At 73.2% G+C, this 22,652-nt stretch carries 22 protein-coding genes and 1 tRNA gene; 9 read left to right on the forward strand and 14 right to left on the reverse strand.

Going from position 1 to position 22,652, the window contains the following annotated elements:
- Window positions 1-142: 142 nt before the first annotated feature.
- On the forward strand, window positions 143-3,382 hold the full coding sequence (locus ACYF6T_RS18515) for a S41 family peptidase (protein WP_461697750.1): 3,240 nt from the start codon (window positions 143-145) through the stop codon (window positions 3,380-3,382).
- Between the two features lie 99 nt (window positions 3,383-3,481).
- On the opposite strand, the gene ACYF6T_RS18520 is transcribed toward ACYF6T_RS18515, so the two are convergent.
- The 4 genes from ACYF6T_RS18520 to ACYF6T_RS18535 form a co-directional block, all read right to left on the reverse strand.
- Complete coding sequence (locus ACYF6T_RS18520; protein WP_461697751.1) at window positions 3,482-3,676, reverse strand: hypothetical protein; 195 nt, start codon at window positions 3,674-3,676, stop codon at window positions 3,482-3,484.
- An 88-nt stretch (window positions 3,677-3,764) separates the two neighbouring features.
- Entirely contained in the window at window positions 3,765-4,649 is an 885-nt protein-coding gene (locus ACYF6T_RS18525) for an SDR family oxidoreductase (RefSeq protein WP_461697752.1), read from the reverse strand.
- On the reverse strand, window positions 4,646-5,563 hold the full coding sequence (locus ACYF6T_RS18530; RefSeq protein ID WP_461697754.1) for an alpha/beta fold hydrolase: 918 nt from the start codon (window positions 5,561-5,563) through the stop codon (window positions 4,646-4,648). Before ACYF6T_RS18530 ends, ACYF6T_RS18525 begins: the two co-directional genes overlap by 4 nt.
- Window positions 5,560-7,065: a flavin-containing monooxygenase gene (locus ACYF6T_RS18535; RefSeq protein WP_461697756.1), complete on the reverse strand. Its 1,506-nt coding sequence runs from the start codon at window positions 7,063-7,065 to the stop codon at window positions 5,560-5,562. The genes ACYF6T_RS18530 and ACYF6T_RS18535 overlap by 4 nt, the downstream gene beginning before the upstream one ends.
- A 127-nt stretch (window positions 7,066-7,192) precedes the next feature.
- Here ACYF6T_RS18535 and ACYF6T_RS18540 point away from each other — a divergent pair, with 127 nt between their 5' ends.
- Window positions 7,193-7,858 carry a MerR family transcriptional regulator gene (locus ACYF6T_RS18540; RefSeq protein WP_461697757.1) on the forward strand — a complete coding sequence of 222 codons (666 nt, stop codon included), beginning with the start codon at window positions 7,193-7,195 and terminating at the stop codon, window positions 7,856-7,858.
- Here the strand turns inward: ACYF6T_RS18540 and ACYF6T_RS18545 are convergent.
- Window positions 7,840-8,640, reverse strand: coding sequence for an exodeoxyribonuclease III (locus tag ACYF6T_RS18545; protein ID WP_461697819.1), 801 nt, complete (start codon window positions 8,638-8,640; stop codon window positions 7,840-7,842). The two genes, ACYF6T_RS18540 and ACYF6T_RS18545, sit on opposite strands and share 19 nt — an antisense overlap.
- An 87-nt stretch (window positions 8,641-8,727) precedes the next feature.
- Between ACYF6T_RS18545 and ACYF6T_RS18550 the strand changes: the two genes are divergently transcribed.
- Window positions 8,728-9,210, forward strand: coding sequence for a GNAT family N-acetyltransferase (locus ACYF6T_RS18550; protein ID WP_461697759.1), 483 nt, complete (start codon window positions 8,728-8,730; stop codon window positions 9,208-9,210).
- A 33-nt stretch (window positions 9,211-9,243) separates the two neighbouring features.
- Here ACYF6T_RS18550 and ACYF6T_RS18555 read toward each other — a convergent pair whose 3' ends face one another.
- Both ACYF6T_RS18555 and ACYF6T_RS18560 read right to left on the reverse strand, forming a co-directional pair.
- Window positions 9,244-9,909, reverse strand: a complete 666-nt coding sequence (locus ACYF6T_RS18555) for a response regulator (protein ID WP_461697760.1) — start codon at window positions 9,907-9,909, stop codon at window positions 9,244-9,246.
- Entirely contained in the window at window positions 9,876-11,159 is a 1,284-nt protein-coding gene (locus tag ACYF6T_RS18560; protein WP_461697761.1) for a sensor histidine kinase, read from the reverse strand. Before ACYF6T_RS18560 ends, ACYF6T_RS18555 begins: the two co-directional genes overlap by 34 nt.
- Before the next feature lie 482 nt (window positions 11,160-11,641).
- Between ACYF6T_RS18560 and ACYF6T_RS18565 the strand changes: the two genes are divergently transcribed.
- The 5 genes from ACYF6T_RS18565 (at window position 11,642) to ACYF6T_RS18585 (ending at window position 16,017) form a co-directional block, all read left to right on the forward strand.
- A complete protein-coding gene (locus ACYF6T_RS18565; RefSeq protein ID WP_461697763.1) occupies window positions 11,642-12,376 on the forward strand; it encodes an ABC transporter ATP-binding protein in 735 nt (244 codons plus the stop codon).
- On the forward strand, window positions 12,367-14,781 hold the full coding sequence (locus tag ACYF6T_RS18570; protein ID WP_461697765.1) for an FtsX-like permease family protein: 2,415 nt from the start codon (window positions 12,367-12,369) through the stop codon (window positions 14,779-14,781). Before ACYF6T_RS18565 ends, ACYF6T_RS18570 begins: the two co-directional genes overlap by 10 nt.
- Window positions 14,782-14,957: 176 nt before the next feature.
- Window positions 14,958-15,209: an alpha-hydroxy-acid oxidizing protein gene (locus ACYF6T_RS18575; protein WP_461697766.1), complete on the forward strand. Its 252-nt coding sequence runs from the start codon at window positions 14,958-14,960 to the stop codon at window positions 15,207-15,209.
- The gene (locus ACYF6T_RS18580) at window positions 15,160-15,558 is read left to right on the forward strand and encodes an alpha-hydroxy-acid oxidizing protein (RefSeq protein WP_461697768.1); all 399 of its coding nucleotides are present in this window, start codon (window positions 15,160-15,162) and stop codon (window positions 15,556-15,558) included. Before ACYF6T_RS18575 ends, ACYF6T_RS18580 begins: the two co-directional genes overlap by 50 nt.
- Window positions 15,559-15,582: 24 nt before the next feature.
- On the forward strand, window positions 15,583-16,017 hold the full coding sequence (locus tag ACYF6T_RS18585; RefSeq protein ID WP_461697769.1) for an alpha-hydroxy-acid oxidizing protein: 435 nt from the start codon (window positions 15,583-15,585) through the stop codon (window positions 16,015-16,017).
- A 78-nt stretch (window positions 16,018-16,095) separates the two neighbouring features.
- Here ACYF6T_RS18585 and ACYF6T_RS18590 read toward each other — a convergent pair.
- The 7 genes from ACYF6T_RS18590 to galU all read right to left on the reverse strand — a co-directional run bounded on the left by ACYF6T_RS18590 (window position 16,096) and on the right by galU (window position 21,806).
- Window positions 16,096-16,169 (reverse strand) — tRNA-Ala (locus ACYF6T_RS18590).
- Window positions 16,170-16,292: 123 nt separating this feature from the next.
- Window positions 16,293-17,561 (reverse strand): divisome protein SepX/GlpR, encoded by a 1,269-nt coding sequence (gene sepX / locus ACYF6T_RS18595; RefSeq protein WP_461697771.1) that lies wholly within the window; start codon window positions 17,559-17,561, stop codon window positions 16,293-16,295.
- A gap of 196 nt (window positions 17,562-17,757) precedes the next feature.
- A complete protein-coding gene (locus ACYF6T_RS18600) occupies window positions 17,758-18,414 on the reverse strand; it encodes a GNAT family N-acetyltransferase (protein WP_461697773.1) in 657 nt (218 codons plus the stop codon).
- Window positions 18,415-18,434: 20 nt separating this feature from the next.
- Window positions 18,435-18,971, reverse strand: a complete 537-nt coding sequence (locus ACYF6T_RS18605) for a MogA/MoaB family molybdenum cofactor biosynthesis protein (RefSeq protein ID WP_461697774.1) — start codon at window positions 18,969-18,971, stop codon at window positions 18,435-18,437.
- Complete coding sequence (gene moaC / locus ACYF6T_RS18610) at window positions 18,968-19,447, reverse strand: cyclic pyranopterin monophosphate synthase MoaC (protein WP_461697776.1); 480 nt, start codon at window positions 19,445-19,447, stop codon at window positions 18,968-18,970. Before moaC ends, ACYF6T_RS18605 begins: the two co-directional genes overlap by 4 nt.
- A 129-nt stretch (window positions 19,448-19,576) precedes the next feature.
- The gene (gene glp / locus ACYF6T_RS18615; RefSeq protein WP_461697778.1) at window positions 19,577-20,899 is read right to left on the reverse strand and encodes a molybdotransferase-like divisome protein Glp; all 1,323 of its coding nucleotides are present in this window, start codon (window positions 20,897-20,899) and stop codon (window positions 19,577-19,579) included.
- A 4-nt stretch (window positions 20,900-20,903) separates the two neighbouring features.
- Complete coding sequence (galU, locus tag ACYF6T_RS18620) at window positions 20,904-21,806, reverse strand: UTP--glucose-1-phosphate uridylyltransferase GalU (RefSeq protein ID WP_461697780.1); 903 nt, start codon at window positions 21,804-21,806, stop codon at window positions 20,904-20,906.
- Window positions 21,807-21,867: 61 nt separating this feature from the next.
- Here galU and ACYF6T_RS18625 point away from each other — a divergent pair, with 61 nt between their 5' ends.
- Window positions 21,868-22,524, forward strand: coding sequence for a 5-formyltetrahydrofolate cyclo-ligase (locus ACYF6T_RS18625; RefSeq protein ID WP_461697782.1), 657 nt, complete (start codon window positions 21,868-21,870; stop codon window positions 22,522-22,524).
- Window positions 22,525-22,652: the final 128 nt, after the last annotated feature.

The raw sequence follows: 22,652 nt of genomic DNA on the forward strand, positions 1-22,652 counted from the left end.
ACCCTGAAGTCGTGCGAAACGAAACCGTTTCGTACGTGTGCTGGCTCACGAAGGTAAGAGGTACGTAAGCGTGGGGAACCGTCCGCCGCGCGACCCGCCCGGTTGAGTTGCCCGCCCCCCGGTGGCGGAAAAGCATGGGGAGGTGAGCTATCTGCGCCTTCCGCATCTGAGCGGCGACCTGTTGTGCTTCGTGGCCGAGGACGACCTCTGGCTGGCCCCTCTCGACGGCCCGGGCCGCGCCTGGCGGCTGACCGTGGACCGCACCAAGGCCGGCCACCCCCGCTTCTCCCCCGACGGCCGCCTGATCGCGTACACGAGCTGGCGCAGTCTGGCCCCCGAGATCCACGTGGTGCCGGTGGACGGCGGGCCGAGCCGGCAGCTGACGTACTGGGGGTCCCCCGACACGCAGGTCTGCGGCTGGACCGGCAACGGCACCATCCTCGCCGTCGGCTCGCACGGCGAGCCCTTCTCCTACTTCACCTGGGCCTACAAGGTCTCCCCCGACGGCGACCCCGGCCGCAAGCTGCCCTGGGGCCCGGTCTCCGACATCCAGGTCGCCGAGATCGACGGCGAGCGCAGGACCCTGCTGCTCACCGGCACCCCACCGCACGAACCGGCCGCCTGGAAGCGCTACCGGGGCGGCGCCACCGGCAGGCTGTGGCTGCACGGCGAACAGCTGCTGGCCGACCTCGACGGCCATCTGCACTCCCCCATGTTCGTCGGCGGCCGGATCGCCTTCCTCTCCGACCACGAGGGCATCGGCAACCTCTACTCCTGCGCCTACGACGGCTCCGACCTGCGCCGCCACACCGACCACGACGCCTTCTACGCCCGGCACGCCTCCAGCGACGGCACCCGGGTGGTCTACCAGTGCGCGGGCGACCTGTGGATCGTCGACGACCTCTCCGCCGAGCCGCGCCGGCTCGATGTCCGGCTGAGCGGGCCGCGCGCGGGGCGCCGTCCCTACCAGGTGCCGGCCGGCCGGCACGTGGACGGCATCTCCGTGGACGAGACGGGCCGCGCGAGCGCCGTCGTCGTCCGCGGCAGCCTGTACTGGCTGACCCACCGCGACGGCCCGGCCCGTACGATCACCGACACGCCCGGCGTACGGGTCCGGCTGCCGGAGATGCTCGGCTCGGCCGGCCAGGTCGCGTACGTGACCGACGCCGAGGGCGAGGACGCGGTCGAGATCGCCTATCTGCCGCGCGCGACCGGCGACCGCGAGCCGCGCCGGCTGGCCTCCGGCGAACTGGGCCGGGTCCTGGAGATGGTCTCCGACCCCCGGGGCGAGCGCCTCGCGATCGCCGCGCACGACGGGCGGCTGCTGCTGCTCGACGTGACGGAGGATTCCAACGGCGAGGTCACCGAGCTGATCCGGTCCGCCAACGGCCCCGTGCGCGACCTCGCGTTCTCGCCGGACGGGGGGTGGCTGACGTGGTCGCACCCGGGCATCGGCCGCTCCCTGCGCCAGATCAAGATGGCCCGGATCTCCCCGAAGGCAGGCGGGGACCGCCTGGTCGTCGACGTGACCAACGGCCGCTTCGAGGACGAGAACCCGGTGTTCACGCGGGACGGCCGCTACTTGGCGTTCCTGTCCTGGCGCGGCTTCGACCCGGTGTACGACGTCCACACCGGGGACCTGTCCTTCCCGCTCGGCTGCCGTCCCTACCTCGTGCCGCTGAACTCGGCCACCCCCTCCCCCTTCGCCCTGAACCCCGAGGGGCGGCCCGCAGCCGGGGGGCTGGACCCCGTGGAGGAGGACGAGGGCGACGGCGCGGTGACCGTCGAGGTCGAGGGGCTGGAGAGCCGGGTCACCCCCTTCCCGGTCGCCGCCTCCAAGTACTCGGCGCTGTACCCGGTGGCGGGCGGCGGGCTGGTGTGGCTGCGCTGGCCCATCTCGGGCGCGCTGGGCGAGACCTTCGCCAACCCGGACGACACCACGGGCCGGCCGACGCTGGAGTACTTCACCATCGGCAAGGCGAAGAAGTCCGAACTCGTCGACCACCTCGACTGGTTCGCGGTCAGCGGCGACGGCACCCGGCTGGTGGTGGTCGACGAGGGCGACCTGCGCGCGGTCCCCTCGACCGAGTCCGGCGACGGCGACACCACGGTCTGGATCGACCTGCGCCGCATCCTGCACGAGGTCGACCCGGCCGCCGAGTGGCGCCAGGCGTACGCGGAGGCGGGCCGGCTGATCCGGGCGTACTTCTGGGACCCGGGGATGTGCGGCATCGACTGGGACGCCGTCCTCGACCAGTACCGTCCGCTGGTCGAACGGGTGGCCTCCCCCGACGAGTTCGCCGACCTGCTGCGCGAGGTCCTCGGCGAGCTGGGCACCTCCCACGCCTACGTCAGCGCGGCCCGCCGCAACGAGGGCCCGCCGCACTACCAGCGCCCGCAGGGCCTGCTCGGCGCCAACTTCGTGTGCCGGGACGAGGGCTGGGTGGTCAAGCGGATCCTGCCCGGCGACTCCTCCGACTCCAAGGCCCGCTCGCCGCTGGCCGGCACCGGCATCCGGGAGGGCGCGGTCCTCACCCACGTCGACGGCCGCCCGGTGGACCCGGTGACCGGCCCCTACCCGCTGCTCGCCGGGGCGGGCGGCACGACCGTGGAGCTCACCTTCACCCCGGCGGAGGGCGAGGCGGGCCGCTCCCGGCGGGTGGCGGTCGTCCCGCTGACCGACGAGCGGCCCCTGCGCTACCAGGACTGGGTGGCCAAACGCCGGGCGGTGGTACGGGAGTTGAGCGGCGGCCGGTGCGGCTATCTGCACATCCCCGACATGGGCGGCTCGGGCTGGGCCCAGTTCAACCGGGACCTGCGCATGGAGATGTCCCGGCCCGCCCTGATCGTGGACGTGCGCGGCAACGCGGGCGGCCACATCAGCGAACTGGTCGTGGAGAAGCTGACCCGCACGATCCTGGGCTGGGACCTGACGCGCAACGCCCAGCCGGTGTCGTACGCCTCCAACGCCCCCCGCGGACCCGTCGTGGCCCTCGCCGACGAGGCGACCTCCTCCGACGGCGACATGATCACGGCGGCCTTCAAGCTCCTGAAGCTGGGCCCCGTCGTCGGCCAGCGCACCTGGGGCGGAGTCGTCGGCATGACCGGCCGGCACGAACTGGGCGACGGCACGGTGATCACCGTACCGATGAACGCGGCCTGGTTCGACGCGTACGGCTGGGGCGTGGAGAACAAGGGCGTCACCCCGGACCTGGAGATCCTGCGCACGCCCCTGGACTGGGCGGAGGGCCGCCACGCCCAACTGGACGACGCCGTACAACTCGCCCTGGACCTGCTGAAGTCGAACCCGCCGGCCAGTCCCCCGGACTACTCCGGCGTACCGGACCGCTCACGGCCGAAGCTGCCACCGCGCCGTACGTGAAGAAGGCCGCACCTGAAGAAGGGCGTCCGTGAAGGGGTACGTGAAGAAGGGCACCCCCTGCACGGGGGCGCCCTTCTCAGTCAGTGCAGGATGCCGACGTCAGACGTCGAAGTCCTGGTCGAGACGGTCCTGCTCCTCGGAGAGGCGCTCCGTCTCCTCGTCACGCATGCGGTCGCGGTCCTGACCGCCCTGCCGTCCGCGCTGCTGGGCCTGCTCCCGGCCCTGCTGGGCCTTCTGCTTGGCCTGCTGCTGCCACTGCTCGGACTTGTCCTGGAACTGGTCCTTCATACCCATGTGGGTTCACTCCCGTGGGGGTGAGGGGAAGAGCCCCTGGCCGGGGCCTCGACCAGATTCACACGCCCGGACACGCTCCGCATGTCGATCAGTCACGCTGCGTAGCGCGCGCCTCCTCGTCCGCCGCCCCACCTGCGCCGACGAGCCCGTTGCGCATCCCCGCCAGCCGGGGCGCGAACCGCTTCATCTCCCGCTGGCCGACCGTGCCGATGATCCCCGGCAGGTACCCGCGCACCCCCTGCATCCCGCGCAGCCACCACTGCCCGTAGACATGACTCGCGCGCCGCTCGATGCCGGCCACGAGCCGGTCGACGGCCGGGCCCAGCGGATACGTCTTGTTGGACGGCCACGGCAGCCGCTGCCGCAACTCCCGCATGACCTCGTCCTGGTCGGCGCCGCGCACCATGTCGGTGTCGGTCCACGACAGGTACCCGACCCCGACCCGCACCCCCCGGTAGCCGACCTCGGCCCGCAGACTGTGCGCGAACGCCTCCACACCGGACTTGGAGGCGCAGTACGCGGTCATCATCGGCGCCGGGGTGATCGCGGCGAGGGAGGCGATCTGCAGCAGGTACCCCCGGCTCTCCGTCAGCACCGGCAGGAAGGCCCGGGCCGTCACCGCCGACCCGACGAGGTTGACCTCGATCACCCGCCGCCAGGACTCCGGATCGGAGTCGACGAAGGGCCCGCCGGTCGCGACACCGGCGTTGGCGACCACGATGTCGACCTTCCCGAACCGCTCCTTGACCTCCCGCGCCACCCGCGCCATCGCCTCGTGGTCGGTCACGTCGGCGTACCAGTGGTCGCTGTCGGTGTGCAGCCGCTCCGCGACCTGCTTGAGGGCGTCCGGCTCCAGCCCCACCAGCGCCACCTTGACCCCGCGCGCGGACAGTTTGCGCGCGAGCAGCTCACCGACCCCGCGTGCGGCGCCCGTGACGACCGCGACCTGGCCCTCCAGACTCACCCTGCTCATGCACCCTCCTTGATCGTCGCGTACGTCGTCACGAGCTCCCGGATCCGGGCCGTGACCAGCTCCGGCGCCTCCACCGGCGTCATGTGGCCGAGCCCCGGCAGCTCGGTCAGGCCCACGCAGTTCGGCAGCGCCTCGGCCAGCGCCCGGGCCTGCACCGGCGGGGTGAGCCGGTCGGCGGTGCCCACGACGACCGCCGTCGGCACCCTCAACTCCCGTACCGCGTGGTCGAGGTCGAGCAGGTCCAGCACCTGCGACCAGGCGTGGCGCACCGTGCGCGGGCAGGCGTGCACGATCCGCGCGCACGCCTCCACCATGTGCGGCGCCGAACCGGGCCCCATCGTGCCGTACTTGAGGATCCGCCGCGCGAGGGGCGTGACCGGCCCGAGCGGTGCTCGCGAGCCGAGGATGTGCTTGGTCAGCCAGGTCCGCAGCGGGCCCGCCCCGATCGGTACGACGGTCGACTCGGCGACCAGCCGCGAGGAGCCGGTGCTGCACAGCAGGACGGCGGCGGCGTGCTCCCGCAGGCCCGGCCGGGTGGCGGCCGCCATCACCGTCATGCCGCCCATGGAGTGCCCGGCGATCACCGCCTTCTCGCCGGGTTTCAGGGTGGCGTGCAGGACGGCTTCGAGGTCGTCCGCGAGCGCCTCCGTGCTGCACGCCGGGCTGGCCGGGCTGCGGCCGTGGCCGCGCTGGTCGTAGGCGATGACCCGGTGGTCGGCGGACAGGTCGCGGATCTGCGCCGCCCAGAAGGCGGTGGAGCAGGTCCAGCCGTGGGCGAGGACGACGGCGGGCGCGCCCTCGGGTCCGTGCACCTCGACGTGCAGGCGGGCTCCGTCGGCGGAGGTGACGGTGAGTTCGCGGTCGGGGGCGGGCGGGGCGTAGGGGCCGGAGGCGACGTGCAGCAGGCGGCTCACGCGGACACCTCCGCCCGGGTGCTCCGGCCGGCCGGCACGCGCAGGACCTCGTACTCCGCGAGGTCCACCCGCCGTGTCGCCCGCCGGAACTCGGTGGTCGTGCCGGGCCAGATGGTGGTGTTGCGGCCGTTCGCGTCGAGGTACCAGCTGGTGCAGCCGCCGGTGTTCCACACCGTCCGCTTCATCCGGTCCTGCACCCGGCGGTTCCAGGCGGCGACGGCGCTCGGGCGGGCGTCCAGGGCCACCCGGCCGCCGAGCACGTCCAACTGCCGTACGTAGTCCGCCAGGTAGTTGAGCTGGGACTCGATCATCAGGATCATCGAGGAGTTCCCGAGGCCGGTGTTGGGCCCGATGATCGTCATCCAGTTGGGGAAGCCGGCCGCGGAGGCGCCGCGCAGGGCCTCCATGCCGTCCTTCCACACCTCGGCGAGGGTCCTGCCCTCCGCGCCCACCACGCGCTCGGCGATCGGCATGTCCGTGACGTGGAAGCCCGTACCGAAGACGATCGCGTCGACCTCGGCCTCGCTGCCGTCGGCGGCCACGACGGTGGACCCGCGCACCTCGCTCAGTCCGCTGGCGACGACGTCCACGTTGGGCTGGGCGAGCGCCGGGTAGTACGTGCTGCTGAGCAGGATCCGCTTGCAGCCGATGCGGTAGTCGGGGGTGAGCTTGGCGCGCAGGGCGGGGTCCTTGATGGCCCGCGCCATGTTGCGCTTGGCCAACTGCTCCACGAAACCGAGCTCGTCGGGGTGCTTGGTGAACGCCTGCACCTGCAACTCCCGGATGCCCCACAGCAGTCCGCGGCGGGCCTGGGTGGTGAAGGGCAGCGCCCGGTGCAGGGCCCGCTCGACGCCGCTGATGGCGCGGTCGACGCGGGGCATGACCCACGGCGGGGTGCGCTGGAAGAGGGTCAGCCGGGAGACCTGCGGCTGGATGCTCGGCACGATCTGGATGGCCGACGCGCCGGTGCCGACCATGGCGACGCGCTTGCCGCGCAGGTCGTAGTCGTGGTCCCAGCGCGCGGAGTGGAAGACCTTGCCGGGGAAGGAGTCGAGCCCCGGGATGTCCGGGATCTTCGGGTCGGACAGCGGCCCGGTGGCGGACACGACGAGGTCCGCGGAGAGGTTGCCGCTGGTGGTCTCGATGTCCCAGCACAGCCGCTCGGCGTCCCAGGTCATCATCTTCACCTCGGAGTCGAGGCGGATGTGCGGCCGCAGCCGGAAGACGTCCGCGACGTGCTCCAGGTAGGCGCGGATGTGCTCCTGCCCGGAGAAGGTGCGCGGCCAGTCCGGGTTGGGCGCGAAGGAGAACGAGTACAGGTGGGAGGGGACGTCGCAGGCGCACCCGGGATAGCTGTTGTCCCGCCAGGTGCCGCCCACGCTTGCGGCCCGCTCCAGCACCACGAAGTCGGTGACGCCCTCGCGTCGCAGCCGTACGGCGGCCCCCAGCCCGCCGAACCCGGACCCGATCACCGCCACCCGCACATGCTCGTGTTCCGCCATGCCGTTGCCCTTCACTCTGCAACTCTGCCAGTGAACACTGGCGCAATGGGGAGAGTAGAGCAGCTTCGTACTGATGGGTAGGGGTGCGGCCGAGGAAGTTACCGGGGGTACGGCATAGGGTGCCGTCGTGACCGAGAAGCGCGAGTACCGCATGGAGGAACTGGCCCGCCTGGCCGGCATCACGGTGCGCACCCTGCGGTTCTACCGCGAACGCAAGCTGATCCCGCCGCCCCGCCGCGAGGGCCGCATCGCCTGGTACGACGACCACCACCTGGCCCGCCTGCGCACCATCGCGGCACTGCTGGAGCGCGGCCACACCCTCACCGGCATCGCGGAACTGGCGGAGGCCCTGGACCACGGGCGCGACGTGGCCGACGTGCTGGGCGTCACGCCCACCGAGGAGGAGCCGGTCCGCCTCACCCCCGAGGAACTCGCCGCGCGCTTCGAGGGCCAGGTCACCCCCGAGAACCTCGCCGCCGCCCTGGACCTCGGCTACCTCGGCACCGACGGCGACGAGATCGTCCACATCAGCCGCCGCCTGCTGGACGTCTCCTCCGCCCTGGTCCGCGAGGGCATCCCCCTCGCCGAGGTCCTGGCGGCGGGCGCCCGCGTCCGCGAACACGTCGACGAACTCGCGGAGATGTTCGCGACCCTGGTCCTGCGCCACGGCACGGAATCCGACCTCCACCGCCTGCGCCCCCTCGCGCGGAGCGTGGTGGAGGCGGAACTGTCACTGGCCCTGGACCGGCGGTTGCGCAAGCGGGACGAGGAGTCCTACACCCCCAGGTCGTAGACCACGGTCACGGGCGCGTGGTCCGACCAGCGTTCGGCGTGCGTCGCCGCGCGCTCCACGTAGGCCTTCGCGGCCTTCGCGGCCAGGCCCGGCGTCGTGACCTGGTAGTCGATGCGCCAGCCGGTGTCGTTGTCGAACGCCCGTCCCCGGTACGACCACCAGGTGTACGGCCCCTCCACCTCCGGATGCAGGGCCCGTACGACGTCGACGTACCCCCCGTCCTCCGGGTCGAAGACCTGCGTCAGCCACGCCCGTTCCTCCGGCAGGAAGCCGGAGTTCCTGGTGTTGCCGCGCCAGTTCCTGAGGTCGGCCTGCCGGTGGGCGATGTTCCAGTCGCCGCAGACGACCACCTCGCGCCCGTCGGCGGCGGCGCGCTCGCGCAGGGACTTGAGGTACACGAGGAACTCGGCCATGAAGCGGACCTTCTCGTCCTGCCGCTCGGTGCCGACCTCGCCGGAGGGGAGGTAGAGGGAGGCGACCGTGACGCCGGGCAGGTCGGCCTCGACGTAGCGCCCGGCGCTGTCGAACTCCGTCGAGCCGAAGCCGACCTGGACGCGGTCGGGCTCGCGGCGGGTGTAGAGGGAGACGCCGGCGCGGCCCTTGGCGGCGGCGGGGGCGTGCAGCACGTGCCAGCCGTCGGGCGCGCCGGCCGCCTCGGGCAGCTGGTGCGGCTCGGCGCGGACCTCCTGGAGGCACAGCACATCGGCGGAGGTGTCGGCGAGCCATTCCACGAAGCCCTTCTTCGCGGCGGCGCGCAGGCCATTGACGTTGACGGAGGTCACAGTGAGCACGCGGGAACGATACCGGCACACTGGATCGGGTCCAGATTCCCGTCAGCCCTCTCTACGCATAGGTGTACGGTCTCCAGCATGAACATACGTCGCGTCCCCTTCGACCACCCGGACGCCGTCAAGCTCAACGACGAGGTCCAGGCCGAATACCACGTCCGCTACGGCGACGGTGGAGACGCCACTCCCCTCGACCCCGCGGACTTCGAGCCGCCGAACGGCGTGTACCTCATCGCCTACGACGCGCTCGGCAGCCCCGTCGCCACCGGCGGCTGGCGCGCCCAGGACGCCAACGGCGAGGGCAACCGCGACGGGGACGCCGAGCTCAAGCGCATGTTCGTGGTGGAGTCCATGCGGGGCCGCGGTCTCGCCCGGCGCGTCCTGGCCGCCCTGGAGGAGGACGCGCGGGCGGCCGGGCGGGTGCGGATGGTCCTGGAGACCGGCACGAAGCAGCCGGAGGCCATCGCGCTGTACACGTCCAGCGGGTACGAGCCGTGCGAGAAGTTCGGGTACTACCGGTTCCACGAGGCGAGCCGGTGTTTCGCCAAGGATCTGAGGGCCTGACCCCGAGGCTCTGGAGATCTTCGGCCGAGGCTCTCAGGATCTGAGGTAGGCGAGGACCGCCAGTACCCGCCGGTGGGTGTCGTCCGCCGGCGGCAGGTCCAGCTTGGTGAGGATGGAGCCGATGTGCTTGCCGACGGCCGCCTCGGACACCACCAGCGCCCGCGCGATCGCGCTGTTCGACCGGCCCTCGGCGACCAGCGCGAGCACCTCCCGCTCCCGCGGGGTGAGCCGCGCGAGCGGATCGCGGCGCCTGCGCAGCAGTTGCCGTACGACCTCGGGATCGACCACCGTGCCGCCGGCCGCGACCTCGCGCAGGGCGTCGACGAACTCCTCGACCTGGCCCACCCGGTCCTTGAGCAGATAGCCGACGCCCGTGCCGTCGCCGGAGTCGAGCAGTTCTGCGGCGTACGCCCGCTGCACGTACTGGCTGAGCACCAGCACCGGCAGCCCGGGCCGCTCCGCGCGCATCCGTACGGCCGCGTGCAGGCCCTCGTCCTGGAAGCCGGGCGGCATGCGGACGTCCGTCACGACGACGTCCGGCGCGTGCCCGGCGACGGCGGCCAGCAGGGCGTCCGCGTCGCCGACCGCCGCCACGACCTCGTGCCCGAAACGGCCGAGCAGTCCGGCGATCCCCTCGCGCAGCAGCACGCTGTCCTCGGCGAGGACTATCCGCAGGGGTCGGTCGGTGTCGGCCGGCAAGGGAACTCCGCTCGCAGCAGGGTCGGTCCGCCCGGCGGGCTGGACAGGGAGAGTCTGCCATCGAGCACCGACACCCGGTCGGCGAGCCCGGTCAGGCCGGTGCCGGCGTCCGGGTCCGCTCCCCCGCGCCCGTCGTCGCGGACGCACAGCACCAGCCGTCGGCCATCGTGCCCTGCGCGCACCTCGGCGCGGCTCGCCCCGCTGTGCTTGGCGATGTTCGCCAGCGCCTCGCAGACGACGAAGTAGGCGGCGGCCTCGACGGCCCCGGGCAGGCGCGCGGGGAGGTCGACGCGCAGGTCCACGGGGACGGCGCTGCGGTCGGCCGCGTCGGCCACGGCCGCTGCGAGGCCGTAGTCGGTGAGCACCTTGGGGTGGATGCCGTGGACGGTCTCGCGCAGCGCCGCGAGAGCCTGGCCGGCCTGCTCGTGCGCCTTGGCCAGCTGGTCGGCGAGGGCGCCCGGCGGGGCGTCGAGGCGGGCGAGGCCGAGGGTCATGGTGAGGGCGACGAGCCGTTGTTGTGCGCCGTCGTGCAGGTCGCGCTCGATGCGCCGGCGCTCGGCTTCGAAGGCGTCGACGAGGCGTACGCGGGAGCGCGCGAGCTCGATGACGCGCGCGCTGTCGCCCGCGGGCGCCGGGGGCGCGATCATGAGGCGCGCGAGCTCGGCGCGCGCTCCCGCGAACACGCCCAGGGCGTACGCCCCTGTCACGAGCAACACCACTCCGGCGCACGCCACCATGAACGCGCCGGGCAGCGTGCTCACGCACCCCCCCTTCACCACCTTCGCCTCGCCGGAGACGCCGACCAGCACCGGCGTGGCGATCATGGACAGCGGGACGCCGGCCGCGAGGGCGACGGCGAGCGCGTCGAGCGGCCACAGCACGGCGCCGGTCAGCAGCGCGTACGCGAGCTCGCGCCAGGTCGCCGCCTCCCTCAGCCGGAGTGCGAGCCACGCGCGCAACCCCGGCGCGTCCGGCACCCTATGCGCCCCCACCGGCACGGCTCGCGCCCCCATCAGCCGCAGCCGCCACCGCTCCACGGCCGCCACGGGTATCCCGGCCAGCGCGGTGAGCGCCAGCAGCGCCAGCCCGACGAGGACGACGGCCAGCGCGCTCCCGGCGACGGCGCCGCCAACGACCGCCACGAGGACGGCCGCCCCGAGCGGTACCCCGCTCACCAGGAACGCCAGCGCCCGCCAGGGCCAGGCCGACCGCAGGTACCGGCGCCCGCCCAGCGCCTGCCAGATGTCCATGGCGATCACCGTAGGAGGGGGCCGGGCCCGTCGGCCATACGCCCTGGGCGAGGAAGGGGGGTATGCCTGGCCCTACCTCAAGTCTCGCCCCTGGCTGACTGCTTGGACCCCCGGTCCCAGGGTTTCGTGTCCTCACACCTCCGGACCCGCCGAACCCTCCGGCCCCCTGGTCGCCAAGGCCCTTCTGACCTGCGGGGCCGTCGGGGCCTCGGGCCTGCGGGCCTACGGGGCCTCGGAGCCTACGGGCCTACGGGGCCTCGGGGCCTGCGGGCCTACGGGCCTACGGGCCTACGGGCCTCGGAGCCTACGGGCCTACGGGGCCTCGGAGCCTGCGGGGCCTACTTGAGCTGCACTACCTGCCTGGTCTGCCCGGTCCTGTGCGGCCTGTGCGGCCTGTGCGGCCTGTGCGGCTGCCCAGCCTGGTGGGCCTGCCCGGCCTGTTCGGCCCCTGACGACTGTTGCGACGACTGAGGACGTGGGACATGAACGCCATCGAACTACGAGCGGTGACCCGGAAGTTCACGACCGGCGACGCGCGCCTGACCGCTCTCGACGACGTCTCGCTCGCCTTCCCGCGAGGCACGTTCACCGCCGTCATGGGCCCGTCCGGCTCGGGCAAGTCGACGCTGCTGCAGTGCGCGGCCGGCCTCGACCGGCCCACCTCGGGCTCGGTGCGGCTCGGCAGCACGGAACTGACGGAGCTCTCCGAACGCCGGCTGACCCTGCTGCGCCGCGAGCGCATCGGCTTCGTCTTCCAGTCCTTCAACCTGCTGCCCGCCCTGACCGCCGAGCAGAACGTCGCCCTCCCCCTGCGCCTGGCCGGCCGCCGCACACCGCGCGCCCGCGTGCGTGAGGCGCTGGAACGGGTCGGCCTGGGCGACCGCGTCCGGCACCGGCCCTCCCAGCTCTCCGGCGGCCAGCAGCAACGCGTCGCGCTCGCCCGCGCCCTGGTCACCCGGCCCGAGGTGCTGTTCGGCGACGAACCGACGGGCGCGCTGGACTCCCGTACCGGCCGCGAGGTCCTCGGACTGCTGCGCGGCATGGTCGACGCCGAGGGGCGGACGATCGTGATGGTCACCCACGATCCGGTGGCCGCGTCCTGGGCCGACCGGGTGCTGTTCCTGGTGGACGGCAGGCTGAACGGCGAGCTGGCAGGCGCGTCCGCCGCCGGCATCGCCGCCCGCATGACCTCGCTGGAGGCCGCGCCGTGCTGCTGATCGCCGTACGCACCCTGCGGACCCGTTGGGTCTCCTTCGTCGGCGGTTTCGTCGCGCTCGCGCTCGGCGTGGGGCTGGTCACCGTCATGGGCCTCGCGCTCGCCGCCGCGTCGGACACGCCGGAGCGGCATCCGGAACGGTTCGCGGCGGCCGGCGTCGTGGTGCGGGGGCAGGACACGCTGCGCGTGGGGGCGCAGGTCCGGGACCTGCCCGCCCCGCGCCCGGTTCCGGCCTCGACGGTCGCCGCTCTCAGGCGGCTGGGCGAGGTCACCGAGGACCGCTCCTTCGCCGTACGCGTGCAGGGCGGGCCGCGCGGGCTGGTGGGTCACCCGTGGTCGACGGCGGCGTTCGCGCCGTACGGACTGCGCGCGGGGCGGGCGCCCAGGGCGGCGGACGAGGTGGTGGCCACGGGCGCGTGGACGCGGCCGGGCCGGCTCCTGCGGACGGACTCGGGCACGGTGAGGGTGGTCGGCACGGTCCGCGCCCTGCCCTTCGAGCAGGCGCTGTTCTACACCGACGCGCGCGCCGCCCGGCTGTCTCCGGTGAGCACGCAGCTCGTCGTGCGCGCCGACGCGGCGGCGGTACGGCGGGTGGTGGGTAAGGCCGCCGAGGTGCTCACCGGTGACGCGCGGCGCCGCGCGGACGCCGACCCCGACCGCGACCGGGAGGCGGTCACGGCGTTGAACGCCCTCTTCGGCACGGCGGGCGGGGTGGCGGCCTTCGTGTCGGTGTTCGTGGTGGCGTCCACCTTCGCGTACACGGTGACCGCTCGGCGCCGGGAGTTCGGCCTGCTGCGCGCCACGGGCGCCACGCCGGGCCAGGTCCGCCGGAGCGTCTGCGCGGAGGCCCTGCTGGTCGGCGCGCTCGCCTCGGCGACGGGCTGCGCGCTGGGCGGATACGCGGCCCCCTGTCTGGCGGCGCGGGTGGTGGACGGCGGTCTGGCGCCGGCCTGGTTCGCGATCGGCGACCACGCCTGGCCGTACCACCTGGCGTTCTGGACCGGTCTGCTGGTCGCGCTGGGCGGCGCGCTGACCGCGTCCTGGCGCGCCGGCCGTACGGCTCCGACGGAGGCGTTGCGCGAGGCGTCGGCCGCCACCAGGCCGCTCGCCCCCGCCCGCCTCGTCACGGCCCCGGCCCTCCTCGTCACGGCGGCCGTGACCCTCGCCCTCACCCTGCTGACCGACCCGTCCGATCTGCTGCACCGCAAGACGTACGTCAGCCGCCCGCTGCTCCTGATCACCGGCGTGGCCCTGCTCTCCCCGGCCCTGATCCGCCCCTCGGTCCGTCTTCTGGCGCGCCTTCCCGGCGCCGTCGGCATGCTGGTCCGCGAGAACGCCGCCACCGCCGTCCACCGCACCGCGGCCGTGGCGGCCCCCGTCCTGGTCACGGTCGCCCTGACGGGCTCCCTCCTGGGCGCGACCGCGACCGTGACGGAGGCGAAGGCCACGGAGGCCCGCGCCCGCACCACCGCCGACTACGTCCTCACGACGCCGGACGCCTCCACCCCCTTCGTCCCCTCCACACTCCGCCGCCTGCGCGCCATCCCCGGCGCCGTGGTCTCCCCCACGGCGTCGACCGCCCTCTACGTCGTCGAGGACGGCGTGGCCCTGGTCAGGTCCGAGGCCCGCGCGGTGACGCCCCGCGCGCTCGCCGCGACGACTCATGTGCCCCTGGCCGCCGGCCGGCTCACCGCCCTGGACGACGAATCGATCGTCGTCAACGAGGAGTGGGCCACCCACACCGTCGGCCACCGGGTGACGGTCCGGCTCGCCGACGGCAGCCGCAGGTCCCTGCGCATCGCCGCGGTGATGCCGACGGGCACGGGCGACAACGGCGCGTACGTCACCCCGGCCAACGCGCCGGGCGCCCGCACCGACCGGGTGGACGTGACGGTGCGACCGGGCGCGGACGCGCGGGCGGTGGGAAGAGCGCTGCGGGCGGCGACGGCGGGCACGCCGGCCGAGGTGCTCCCCCGGCAACGCTGGCTGTCCGCCCATCACCCCGCGTCTCCCCGCACCACACGTCTGGGCCTCCTCCTCACCCTGGGGCTGGCGCTCCTCTACACGGCCGTCTCCCTTGCCAACACGGTCCTCATGACCACGACCGACCGCCGCGCCGAGCTGACGGCCCTCCGCCTGGCCGGGGCCACCCCCTCGCAGGTCCTGCGTCTGACCACCACGGAATCCCTGACAGCGGTGACGATCGGCGCCCTGCTGGGTCTGCTGATCACCACCGTCGACCTCCTGGGCATGCACACCGCCCTGACCCTGTTGTCGGCCCCCACCCCGTTCCACATGCCCTGGCTCCCCCTCGCCGCGGCCACGGCGGCCTGCGCGTCCCTGGCCGTCGCGACGGTGCTGCCGTCGACGGCCCTCACACTCCGCCATGGAAGCACGCGCCACTGACATTCACTCCCGCACGCGATTCGCACTCGATCACTCGATCGCACTCGATCGCGCTCGATCACTTCACCCGTCGTGGGTTGATCGTTTCCCGGCGGCTGTCGCGCAATGGACGCGTGGGCCCTCGTGGGTGCCGGTGCGTGTGGGGAGGTACGACGGCGACGGAGATCGGTCGTTGGATGGACGGTCTGGAGCAACGGGCGGCGCGATCCCTGCCCCCGGAGATCCACGGCTACTTCCGTCGGGGCGCCGGCGCGGGCCTGAGCGCGGCCGAGGCGAGCACTGCCTGGGACGGCTTCCGCCTGCGCCCGCGCGTCCTGCGTGACGTCTCCGCCTGTGACACGTCGACCACGGTGCTGGGCACCCCCGGTCGCGACGCCCGTGCTCGTCGCCCCGAGCACGTTGCAGCGCGCGGCGCATCCGGAGGGTGAGGCCGCCACCGCGCGCGGGGCCGTCGGCGCCGGTTCACTGCCGGCGGTGACGTCGAACACGGCGATCCCGTTCTCGGCGCTGCCGGCGAGCGGGGCGCCGTGGTGGGTGCAGGTCTACGTGGCCCGGGACCGTTCGCTGACGGTGGAGGTGCTGCGCCGGGCCGGGGCCGCGGGAGCGAGGGCGGTCGTCGTGCCCGCGGACACCCCGGTGATCGGTTCTCACGGCAAACCGGGCGCGCACGTGGCGGACTTCGTCGGTCCGGAGGACCTGTACGGCAACATGCCCGGCACGCCGTCCCGGGAGGCGGCCGCACACGCCCCGGACCTCACGCCGTCCGTCATCGCCTAACTCCGCGAGCAGACAGGTCTGCCCGTGGTCGTCAAGGGTGTCCTACGGGCCGACAACGCCCGCGAGTTCGCGGCGGCCGGCGCCTCGGGCCTGCTGGTCTCCAACCACGGCGGCCGCCAACTGGACGGCCTGGTCCCCACCGCCTGGGCCCTCCCGGAGGTCGTCGACGCGGTGGCCGGCGCCGGCACGGAGGTCTACGTCGACGGCGGCCTGCGCCGCGGCACCCACATCCTTGCCGCCCTCGCCCTCGGCGCCCGCGCGGTCTTCATCGGACGCCCGGTCCTGTGGGCCCTGGCTGTTGCCGGCGAGGCGGGAGTGACCCGCCTGCTGACCGACCTCACCGAGGAACTCACCGAGGCCATGCGCCTGACCGGCACGACCTGCCTGCCCGACGCACGACGCGACTTGCTCTGGCACCAGCTTCCCCCGCCCAACCCCCTGGCACCGCACACCCTTTGAGCCACCCCGCTCACGGCACCGTGTCCGGACGCCAAAGAACCCCCGCCGGGTTTCCCCGGCGGGGGTTCTGAGCTGCGGTGGACCTGAGGGGATTTGAACCCCTGGCCCCCTCGATGCGAACGAGGTGCGCTACCGGACTGCGCCACAGGCCCTTGCAACGAGTGAAACTCTAGCACCCCGATCCGTGTGCTTGGAAATCCGTTCCCGCGCCGCCGGGCGAGGGCCCGTGCAGGTGGGGATGGGCGCCGGGGGGTGGGGTGAGGCGGTCGGGCGATCTACTCGTTGGCGGCGCGCGGGCGCTCGCCGTCCTCGTACTGGTCGAACAGCGGCGTACGTCCCCGTTCCCGCGCCCGCCGAGCCGAGGCGGCCCGGCGGGCGTCACTGCGCCCGTCGTCGTCCGCCTCCTCCTCGGCGTGCTCCGTCTCCGCGGGTACGTCCGCGGCGACCGGCACCTCCTGCTCCCGGCCGACGGCACTCGACCGTGCCGAGCTCCACGCGTCCGGCGCGCCGAGATCGACGTCCGCGGTGGCCCGCGGCGCGACCGGCGCGGTCACGTACGTCGGCAACGGCACCGGAACCGGATCCCAGCTGTCCCCGTGCCCAGGCAGCCGCTGCCGCTCACGCTGCTGGTCGACCCACTCGGCGTGGTCGGTTTGCTCGACGAGCGCCCGCCGGTCGGCCGCGAGGGCGGAGAGGCCGGGGTCGATCTCCGGCTCGGGTCCCTCGTCGGGTTCGTCGGCGTCCGCCTCGACGGTCGCCCGCCGGCGCGGCTGACGCTGCTGGTGTTCGCGCAGCCGCTGGGCGGCGGCCTCGGCGCGGCGGCGGTCCATCTGGTAGGCGAAGCGGCGGCGCTCCTGGGAACGCAGGTGCGCGATGTACGCGCTGAGCAGCACGGCGGGCACGCCGGGCGCCCACAGGAACGCGAGCCCGCCGACGGCCGCGACGATCGCGCCCAGCGTGAAGGCGAGGAAGAGCATCACGGTGGTGCGCCGGCGGCGCGCGAGGACCTTCGTGCGCCGGGCGCGCGCTGCGGCCGCCTGCGCCGACGGCGCCAGGGGCGCGCGCCGGGCGTCCGGCACGCGCTTGCGCGCCGGAGCGGATTTCGACGCGGGCGCCGGCGCGGGGCCGGATGCTCGCGCGGGCGCGACATCGGACACGCGCGCCGGAGTGGAATCGGACGCGCGCGCCTGGATGGGGTCGGACGCGCGTGCCAGGGTGGGGTCGGATGCCGACGCCGGCGCCTTCACCTCCGCGCGCGCCTGCGGGCGCGTCGGAGGCATGGCGAAGGCCCGGACGTCCACCGAGTCGGTGACGGCGTCCGGAGCGTCGGCGCTGGGCTCCCCCTCCTCGGCGGAACGCGCGCGCAGGTCCCTGGCGTACCGGCGCTCCATCCCCGCCCGTCCGGACAGCAACCGGATGGCTGTGCTGAAGCGTTCCGTCGGACGGGCCTCGTTCAGCTCGTCCTGCCTACGGAGCCACATCGGCACCAAGTAGGCGGCCCAGGCCCCGACAATGACTGCGTAGATGAGGCCGCTGCTGCTCACGCCTCACACGGTAGAGGGGTTTGCGTGAGGCCATCTGCCAATTGCGCCGGTGTGTCGCACGATCTGGCTGATATTTCGAACTTTTTTTGTGACCGATGCGATCAGCAGCCCGTCGGTCACGCGAATTTAATGCCTTGAGATGGTCACAGGACGATCAATTTCGAACACGTATTCAATTTACCGGGCTATGCGGCGGCTATCCGGGATTCCCCGGAGTGCTCTGCGGGTCGCGCGGGGTGTTGTGCGAGGTGCCCGGCGACGTCTGCTGGGATCGTGCCCGGCGCCAGCGGCTGAGCAACCCGTCGGGCACCTCTTCCGCCGTGAGCGCGAAGACGAGATGGTCGCGCCACGCCCCGTCGATGTGGAGATAACGGGGCCGCAACCCCTCCTCACGGAATCCGAGTTTCTCCACGACCCGGCGGCTGGGCGCGTTCTCGGGGCGAATGCAGACCTCGATGCGGTGCAGACCAACGGTGCGGAAACAGTGGTCCACGACGAGCGCGACCGAAGTCGGCATCACGCCTTGGCCGGCCACCGCCTCGTCGACCCAGTAGCCGATGTGCCCGGAACACATCGAGCCCCAGGTGATGCCGGCGACCGTCAACTGCCCGACGAGCCGCCCCTGGTATTCGATGACGAACGGCAGCATCCGGCCGGCGTTCGCCTCCGAGCGCAGATGACGGACCATCTGACGGTAGGTCGGCCGGTGCGCGATCGGGCCGGTGGGCGTGGGCGGCGGAATCGTCGCCTCCCAGGGGCGCAGCCAGTCCCGGTTGCGCCGGTTGACTTCGCGCCACGCCCGCTGGTCGCGCAGCTTTATCGGCCGGAGGACGATGTCGCCGTCCGCCAGCACGACGGGCCAGGATGGGCTGTTCAGCTCGCACCCCCACTGGTGGCGCCGGATCTGAGGTGGTCGCCGCCGCGGATCTGGTCGACGGCGTGCGCCAGCAGGGGCTCCAGGACGGCCAGCCCGTCCTTCACCCCGCCGGTGGAACCCGGCAGGTTGACGATCAGTGTCCGCCCCGCGACTCCGGCCAGTCCCCGGGAGAGCGCGGCGGTCGGCACCTTCTCCCGTCCGAACGCCCTGATGGCCTCCGCGATGCCCGGCACCTCGTAGTCGATCACACCGCGGGTCGCCTCGGGTGTGCGGTCGGTCGGCGAGATGCCCGTGCCGCCAGTGGTGACGACGACGTCGTACCCGGCGTCCACGGCGGCGCGCAGAGCGGCCTCCACGGGGTCCCCGTCGGGAACGACCTGCGGCCCCTCGACGGCGAAGCCGAAGCCTTCGAGGCCGGCGGCGATCAAGGGGCCGCCCTTGTCCTCGTAGACACCGGCGGCGGCGCGGTTGGACGCGGTCACGACCAGCGCGCGGTACGGCGCACGCTCGTCGTCGCGCGCCACGGCGCTCACGCCCGGCTCCAGTCGCCCGACTTGCCGCCCGTCTTCTCCTCCACGCGTACGTCCGTGATGACCGCTCCCTTGTCGACCGCCTTGACCATGTCGATCACGGTGAGCGCGGCGACGGAGACCGCCGTGAGGGCCTCCATCTCGACGCCCGTGCGGTCCGTCGTCTTCACCGTGGCCACGATCTCCACGGCGTCGTCCGCGACCGACAGATCCAGTTTCACACCGGACACCGACAACGGGTGACAGAGCGGGATGAGGTCCGGGGTGCGTTTGGCGCCCATGATGCCCGCGATGCGCGCGGTGGCGAGTGCGTCGCCCTTGGGGACCCCCTCACCGCGCAGGAGCTCGACCACGCGCGGCGAGACCAGGACCCGGCCGCTGGCGCGGGCGGTGCGCGCGGTCACGTCCTTGTCGGATACGTCGACCATACGGGCGGCGCCCGCGTCGTCGATGTGCGTCAGTCGGTCCTGCGTACTCATGGTGTGTGGCGCTCCCGGTCCGAGCCCCTCGCGGTGCGGCGCGTGGGCCTGTTGTGCGCGACACGGTACCCCCAAGTCGGCGCAAACAACTGACCAGGACCGCCCCATGGCCGCCCCCGCGCCCGTGGCTCAGCCGAGCAGGACGACCTCGACGTCCGTGCCGGGCTCGACGGACTCCACGTCCTCGGGGACGACGATCAGCGCGTCGGCGTGCGCCAGGGCCGCGACCAGGTGTGATCCGGCCCCGCCGACCGGCGTCACGGAGCCGTCGGCGTACGTGCCCCGCAGGAACTGCCGGCGCCCCTTCGGCGAGGTCAGCGCCTTGCTCGCGGTCAGGGTCGCCCGGGTCCTGGGCCGGTGGACGTCGTGCAGGCCCATGAGGCTGCGGATGGCGGGGCGGACGAACAGCTCGAAGGAGACGTACGACGACACCGGGTTGCCCGGCAGGGCGAGCAGCGGGGTGTGGTCGGGGCCGATGGAGCCGAAGCCCTGAGGCTTTCCGGGCTGCATGGCGAGCTTGCGGAACTCGATGCCGCTGCCGGCCTCGTCCTCGTCGCCGACGTACGACAGCGCCTCCTTCACGACGTCGTACGCCCCCACGCTCACCCCGCCGGTGGTGACCATGAGGTCGGCACGGACGAGCTGGTCCTCGACGGTGGCACGGAGGGTCTCGGCGTCGTCGGCGACGGCGCCCACGCGGTAGGCGATGGCGCCGGCGTCGCGGGCGGCGGCGGTGAGGGCGAAGCTGTTGGAGTCGTAGATCTGACCGCTGCCCAGTTCCTCGTCGGGCTGGACGAGCTCGCTGCCCGTGGAGATGACGACCACGCGCGGGCGCGGGCGCACGCGTACCGTGCCGCGTCCGATCGCGGCGAGCAGGGCGATCTGCGGCGGCCCGAGAACCGTACCGGCCTCCAGCGCGCGGTCCCCGGCCCTCACGTCGCTGCCCATCGCGCGTACGTGCGCGCGTGCCTCGGCGGGCCGGTACACGTGCACGTGCCCCGCGGCGCCCTCGGGGGCCAGGCTGCGGGCGCGCATGCCGGTCACCGGGCCCTCGCCGAGGCCCCCGTCGGTCCACTCGACGGGGACGACGGTCTCGGCGCCGGGCGGCAGCGGGGCGCCGGTCATGATGCGGGCGGCCTGGCCGGGGCCCACGTGCAGCAGTTCGGCCTGGCCCGCCGCCACGTCCCCCACGACGTCCAGGACGGCCGGGAACTCCTCGCTCGCGCCCGCGACATCCGCGACCCGTACCGCGTACCCGTCCATGGAGCTGTTGTCGAACGGCGGCAGCGACACCGGCACCGTGACGTCCTCGACCAGGACGCAGCCCTGCGCGTCCAGGAGGTTCAGCTCGATGGGATCCAGGGGGCGGACGGTGGCGAGGATGTCCTCCAGGTGTTCGTCCACCGACCACAGGTGGTCCGGGCCGGTGGTGCGGGTCGCGGCGCTGCTCAAATCGCTACATCTCCTCGGCTACGTAACTGCGAAGCCAGGCCCTGAAGTCCGGGCCCAGGTCTTCACGTTCGCACGCGAGTCTGACAATGGCACGCAGATAGTCGCCGCGGTCGCCGGTGTCATAGCGGCGGCCCTTGAAGACGACGCCGTGCACCGGGCCGCCGACCTTCTCGTCCTGCGCGAGCTGCTGAAGGGCGTCGGTGAGCTGGATCTCGCCGCCGCGGCCCGGCTCGGTCTTGCGCAGTATGTCGAAGATGTGCGGGTCGAGGACGTAGCGGCCGATGACGGCGTAGTTCGACGGGGCGTCGGACGCGTCGGGCTTCTCGACCAGGCCGGTCACCTTCACGACGTCGCTCTCCCCGGTCGGGTCCACCGCCGCGCACCCGTAGAGGTGGATCTGCTCGGGCGCGACTTCCAGGAGGGCGACGACGCTGCCGCCGTGCTGCTCCTGGACCTCGACCATGCGCGCGAGCAACGGGTCGCGCGGGTCGATCAGGTCGTCGCCGAGCAGGACGGCGAAGGGCTCGTGACCGACGTGCGGAGCGGCGCACAGCACGGCGTGGCCGAGCCCCTTGGGGTCCCCCTGGCGCACGTAGTGCATGGTCGCGAGGTCGCTGGACTCCTGGACCTTGGCGAGCCGGTTGGCGTCGCCCTTCTTCTCCAGGGCGGACTCAAGTTCGTAGTTGCGGTCGAAGTGGTCCTCGAGGGGGCGCTTGTTGCGGCCCGTGACCATGAGGACGTCGTCGAGGCCCGCGGCCACGGCTTCCTCGACCACGTACTGGATCGCCGGCTTGTCGACGACGGGCAGCATCTCCTTGGGAGTGGCTTTGGTGGCCGGCAGGAACCGGGTGCCGAGGCCGGCTGCGGGGATGACAGCCTTGCTGATCCTGGGGTGCGACTGAGTCATGCCCGCAACCTTATCCGGTGCCTTTGTAGGGAATCTGTGGCTCCGGTTAATTGGCTCTCATATGAGCGCATTAGGAAGGATACGGGTGCGACCAGTGAGTCACATCGGATCTGGAGCCGAGCCTGACAAGCGGACGTTGCGGCGAGAGTTCCTCGCGGTGAGGAACAGGTTGACGGCGGATGACGTACAGGCGGCCGCGGCCGTGTTGGCGGAGCGCGCGCTGGAGCTGCCCGAGCTGGCGCGGGCGCGGACGGTGGCGGCGTACGTCTCCGTGGGGAGCGAACCCGGCACGCTCGCGCTCCTGGAAGCGCTGCGCACGCGGGGCGTGCGCGTCCTGCTGCCCGCGCTCCTCCCCGACAACGACCTGGACTGGGGCGCCTACGACGGCCCGAACTCCCTCGCGCGCGTCCAACACGGCGGGAAAATGATCCTCTTCGAGCCGGCCGGCGAACGCCTCGGACCGGACGCCGTCACCGAGGCCGACGTGGTGCTGCTGCCCGGGCTGGCGGTCGACGCGCGCGGGATGCGGCTGGGGCGGGGCGGGGGATCGTACGACCGCGTGCTCGCACGGCTGGAGCGCGCGGGTGCGCATCCCGCGCTGGTGGTGCTGCTCTACGACGCGGAGGTCGTTGCGCGCGTGCCGGAGGAGGCGCACGACCGGCCGGTGCACGCGGTGGTGACACCGTCGGGCGTGCACCGCTTCCCCAGCGACGCATGAACGGCCGCGGGGCGCGCGGAGATCGCCGCGCGCCCCGCGCCCACAACGCGCTCCTGACCAGCGCACGCACGCGAAGGGGCCCTCCACGCACGCGTGGAGGGCCCCTTCGACATCTCACCGTCCGGCGT

This window comes from Streptomyces sp. 7R007 (assembly GCF_054850255.1).

Bases quoted from the DNA above. Each gene is read 5' to 3' on its own strand.
- ACYF6T_RS18535 (WP_461697756.1), bottom strand. From the start codon at position 7,065: ATGGCGGAACACGAGCATGTGCGGGTGGCGGTGATCGGGTCCGGGTTC.
- galU (WP_461697780.1), bottom strand. From the start codon at position 21,806: ATGACTCAGTCGCACCCCAGGATCAGCAAGGCTGTCATCCCCGCAGCC.
- ACYF6T_RS18550 (WP_461697759.1), top strand. From the start codon at position 8,728: ATGAACATACGTCGCGTCCCCTTCGACCACCCGGACGCCGTCAAGCTC.
- ACYF6T_RS18575 (WP_461697766.1), top strand. From the start codon at position 14,958: ATGGACGGTCTGGAGCAACGGGCGGCGCGATCCCTGCCCCCGGAGATC.
- ACYF6T_RS18565 (WP_461697763.1), top strand. From the start codon at position 11,642: ATGAACGCCATCGAACTACGAGCGGTGACCCGGAAGTTCACGACCGGC.
- ACYF6T_RS18520 (WP_461697751.1), bottom strand. From the start codon at position 3,676: ATGGGTATGAAGGACCAGTTCCAGGACAAGTCCGAGCAGTGGCAGCAG.
- moaC (WP_461697776.1), bottom strand. From the start codon at position 19,447: ATGAGTACGCAGGACCGACTGACGCACATCGACGACGCGGGCGCCGCC.
- ACYF6T_RS18560 (WP_461697761.1), bottom strand. From the start codon at position 11,159: ATGGACATCTGGCAGGCGCTGGGCGGGCGCCGGTACCTGCGGTCGGCC.
- ACYF6T_RS18625 (WP_461697782.1), top strand. From the start codon at position 21,868: ATGAGCGCATTAGGAAGGATACGGGTGCGACCAGTGAGTCACATCGGA.
- ACYF6T_RS18525 (WP_461697752.1), bottom strand. From the start codon at position 4,649: ATGAGCAGGGTGAGTCTGGAGGGCCAGGTCGCGGTCGTCACGGGCGCC.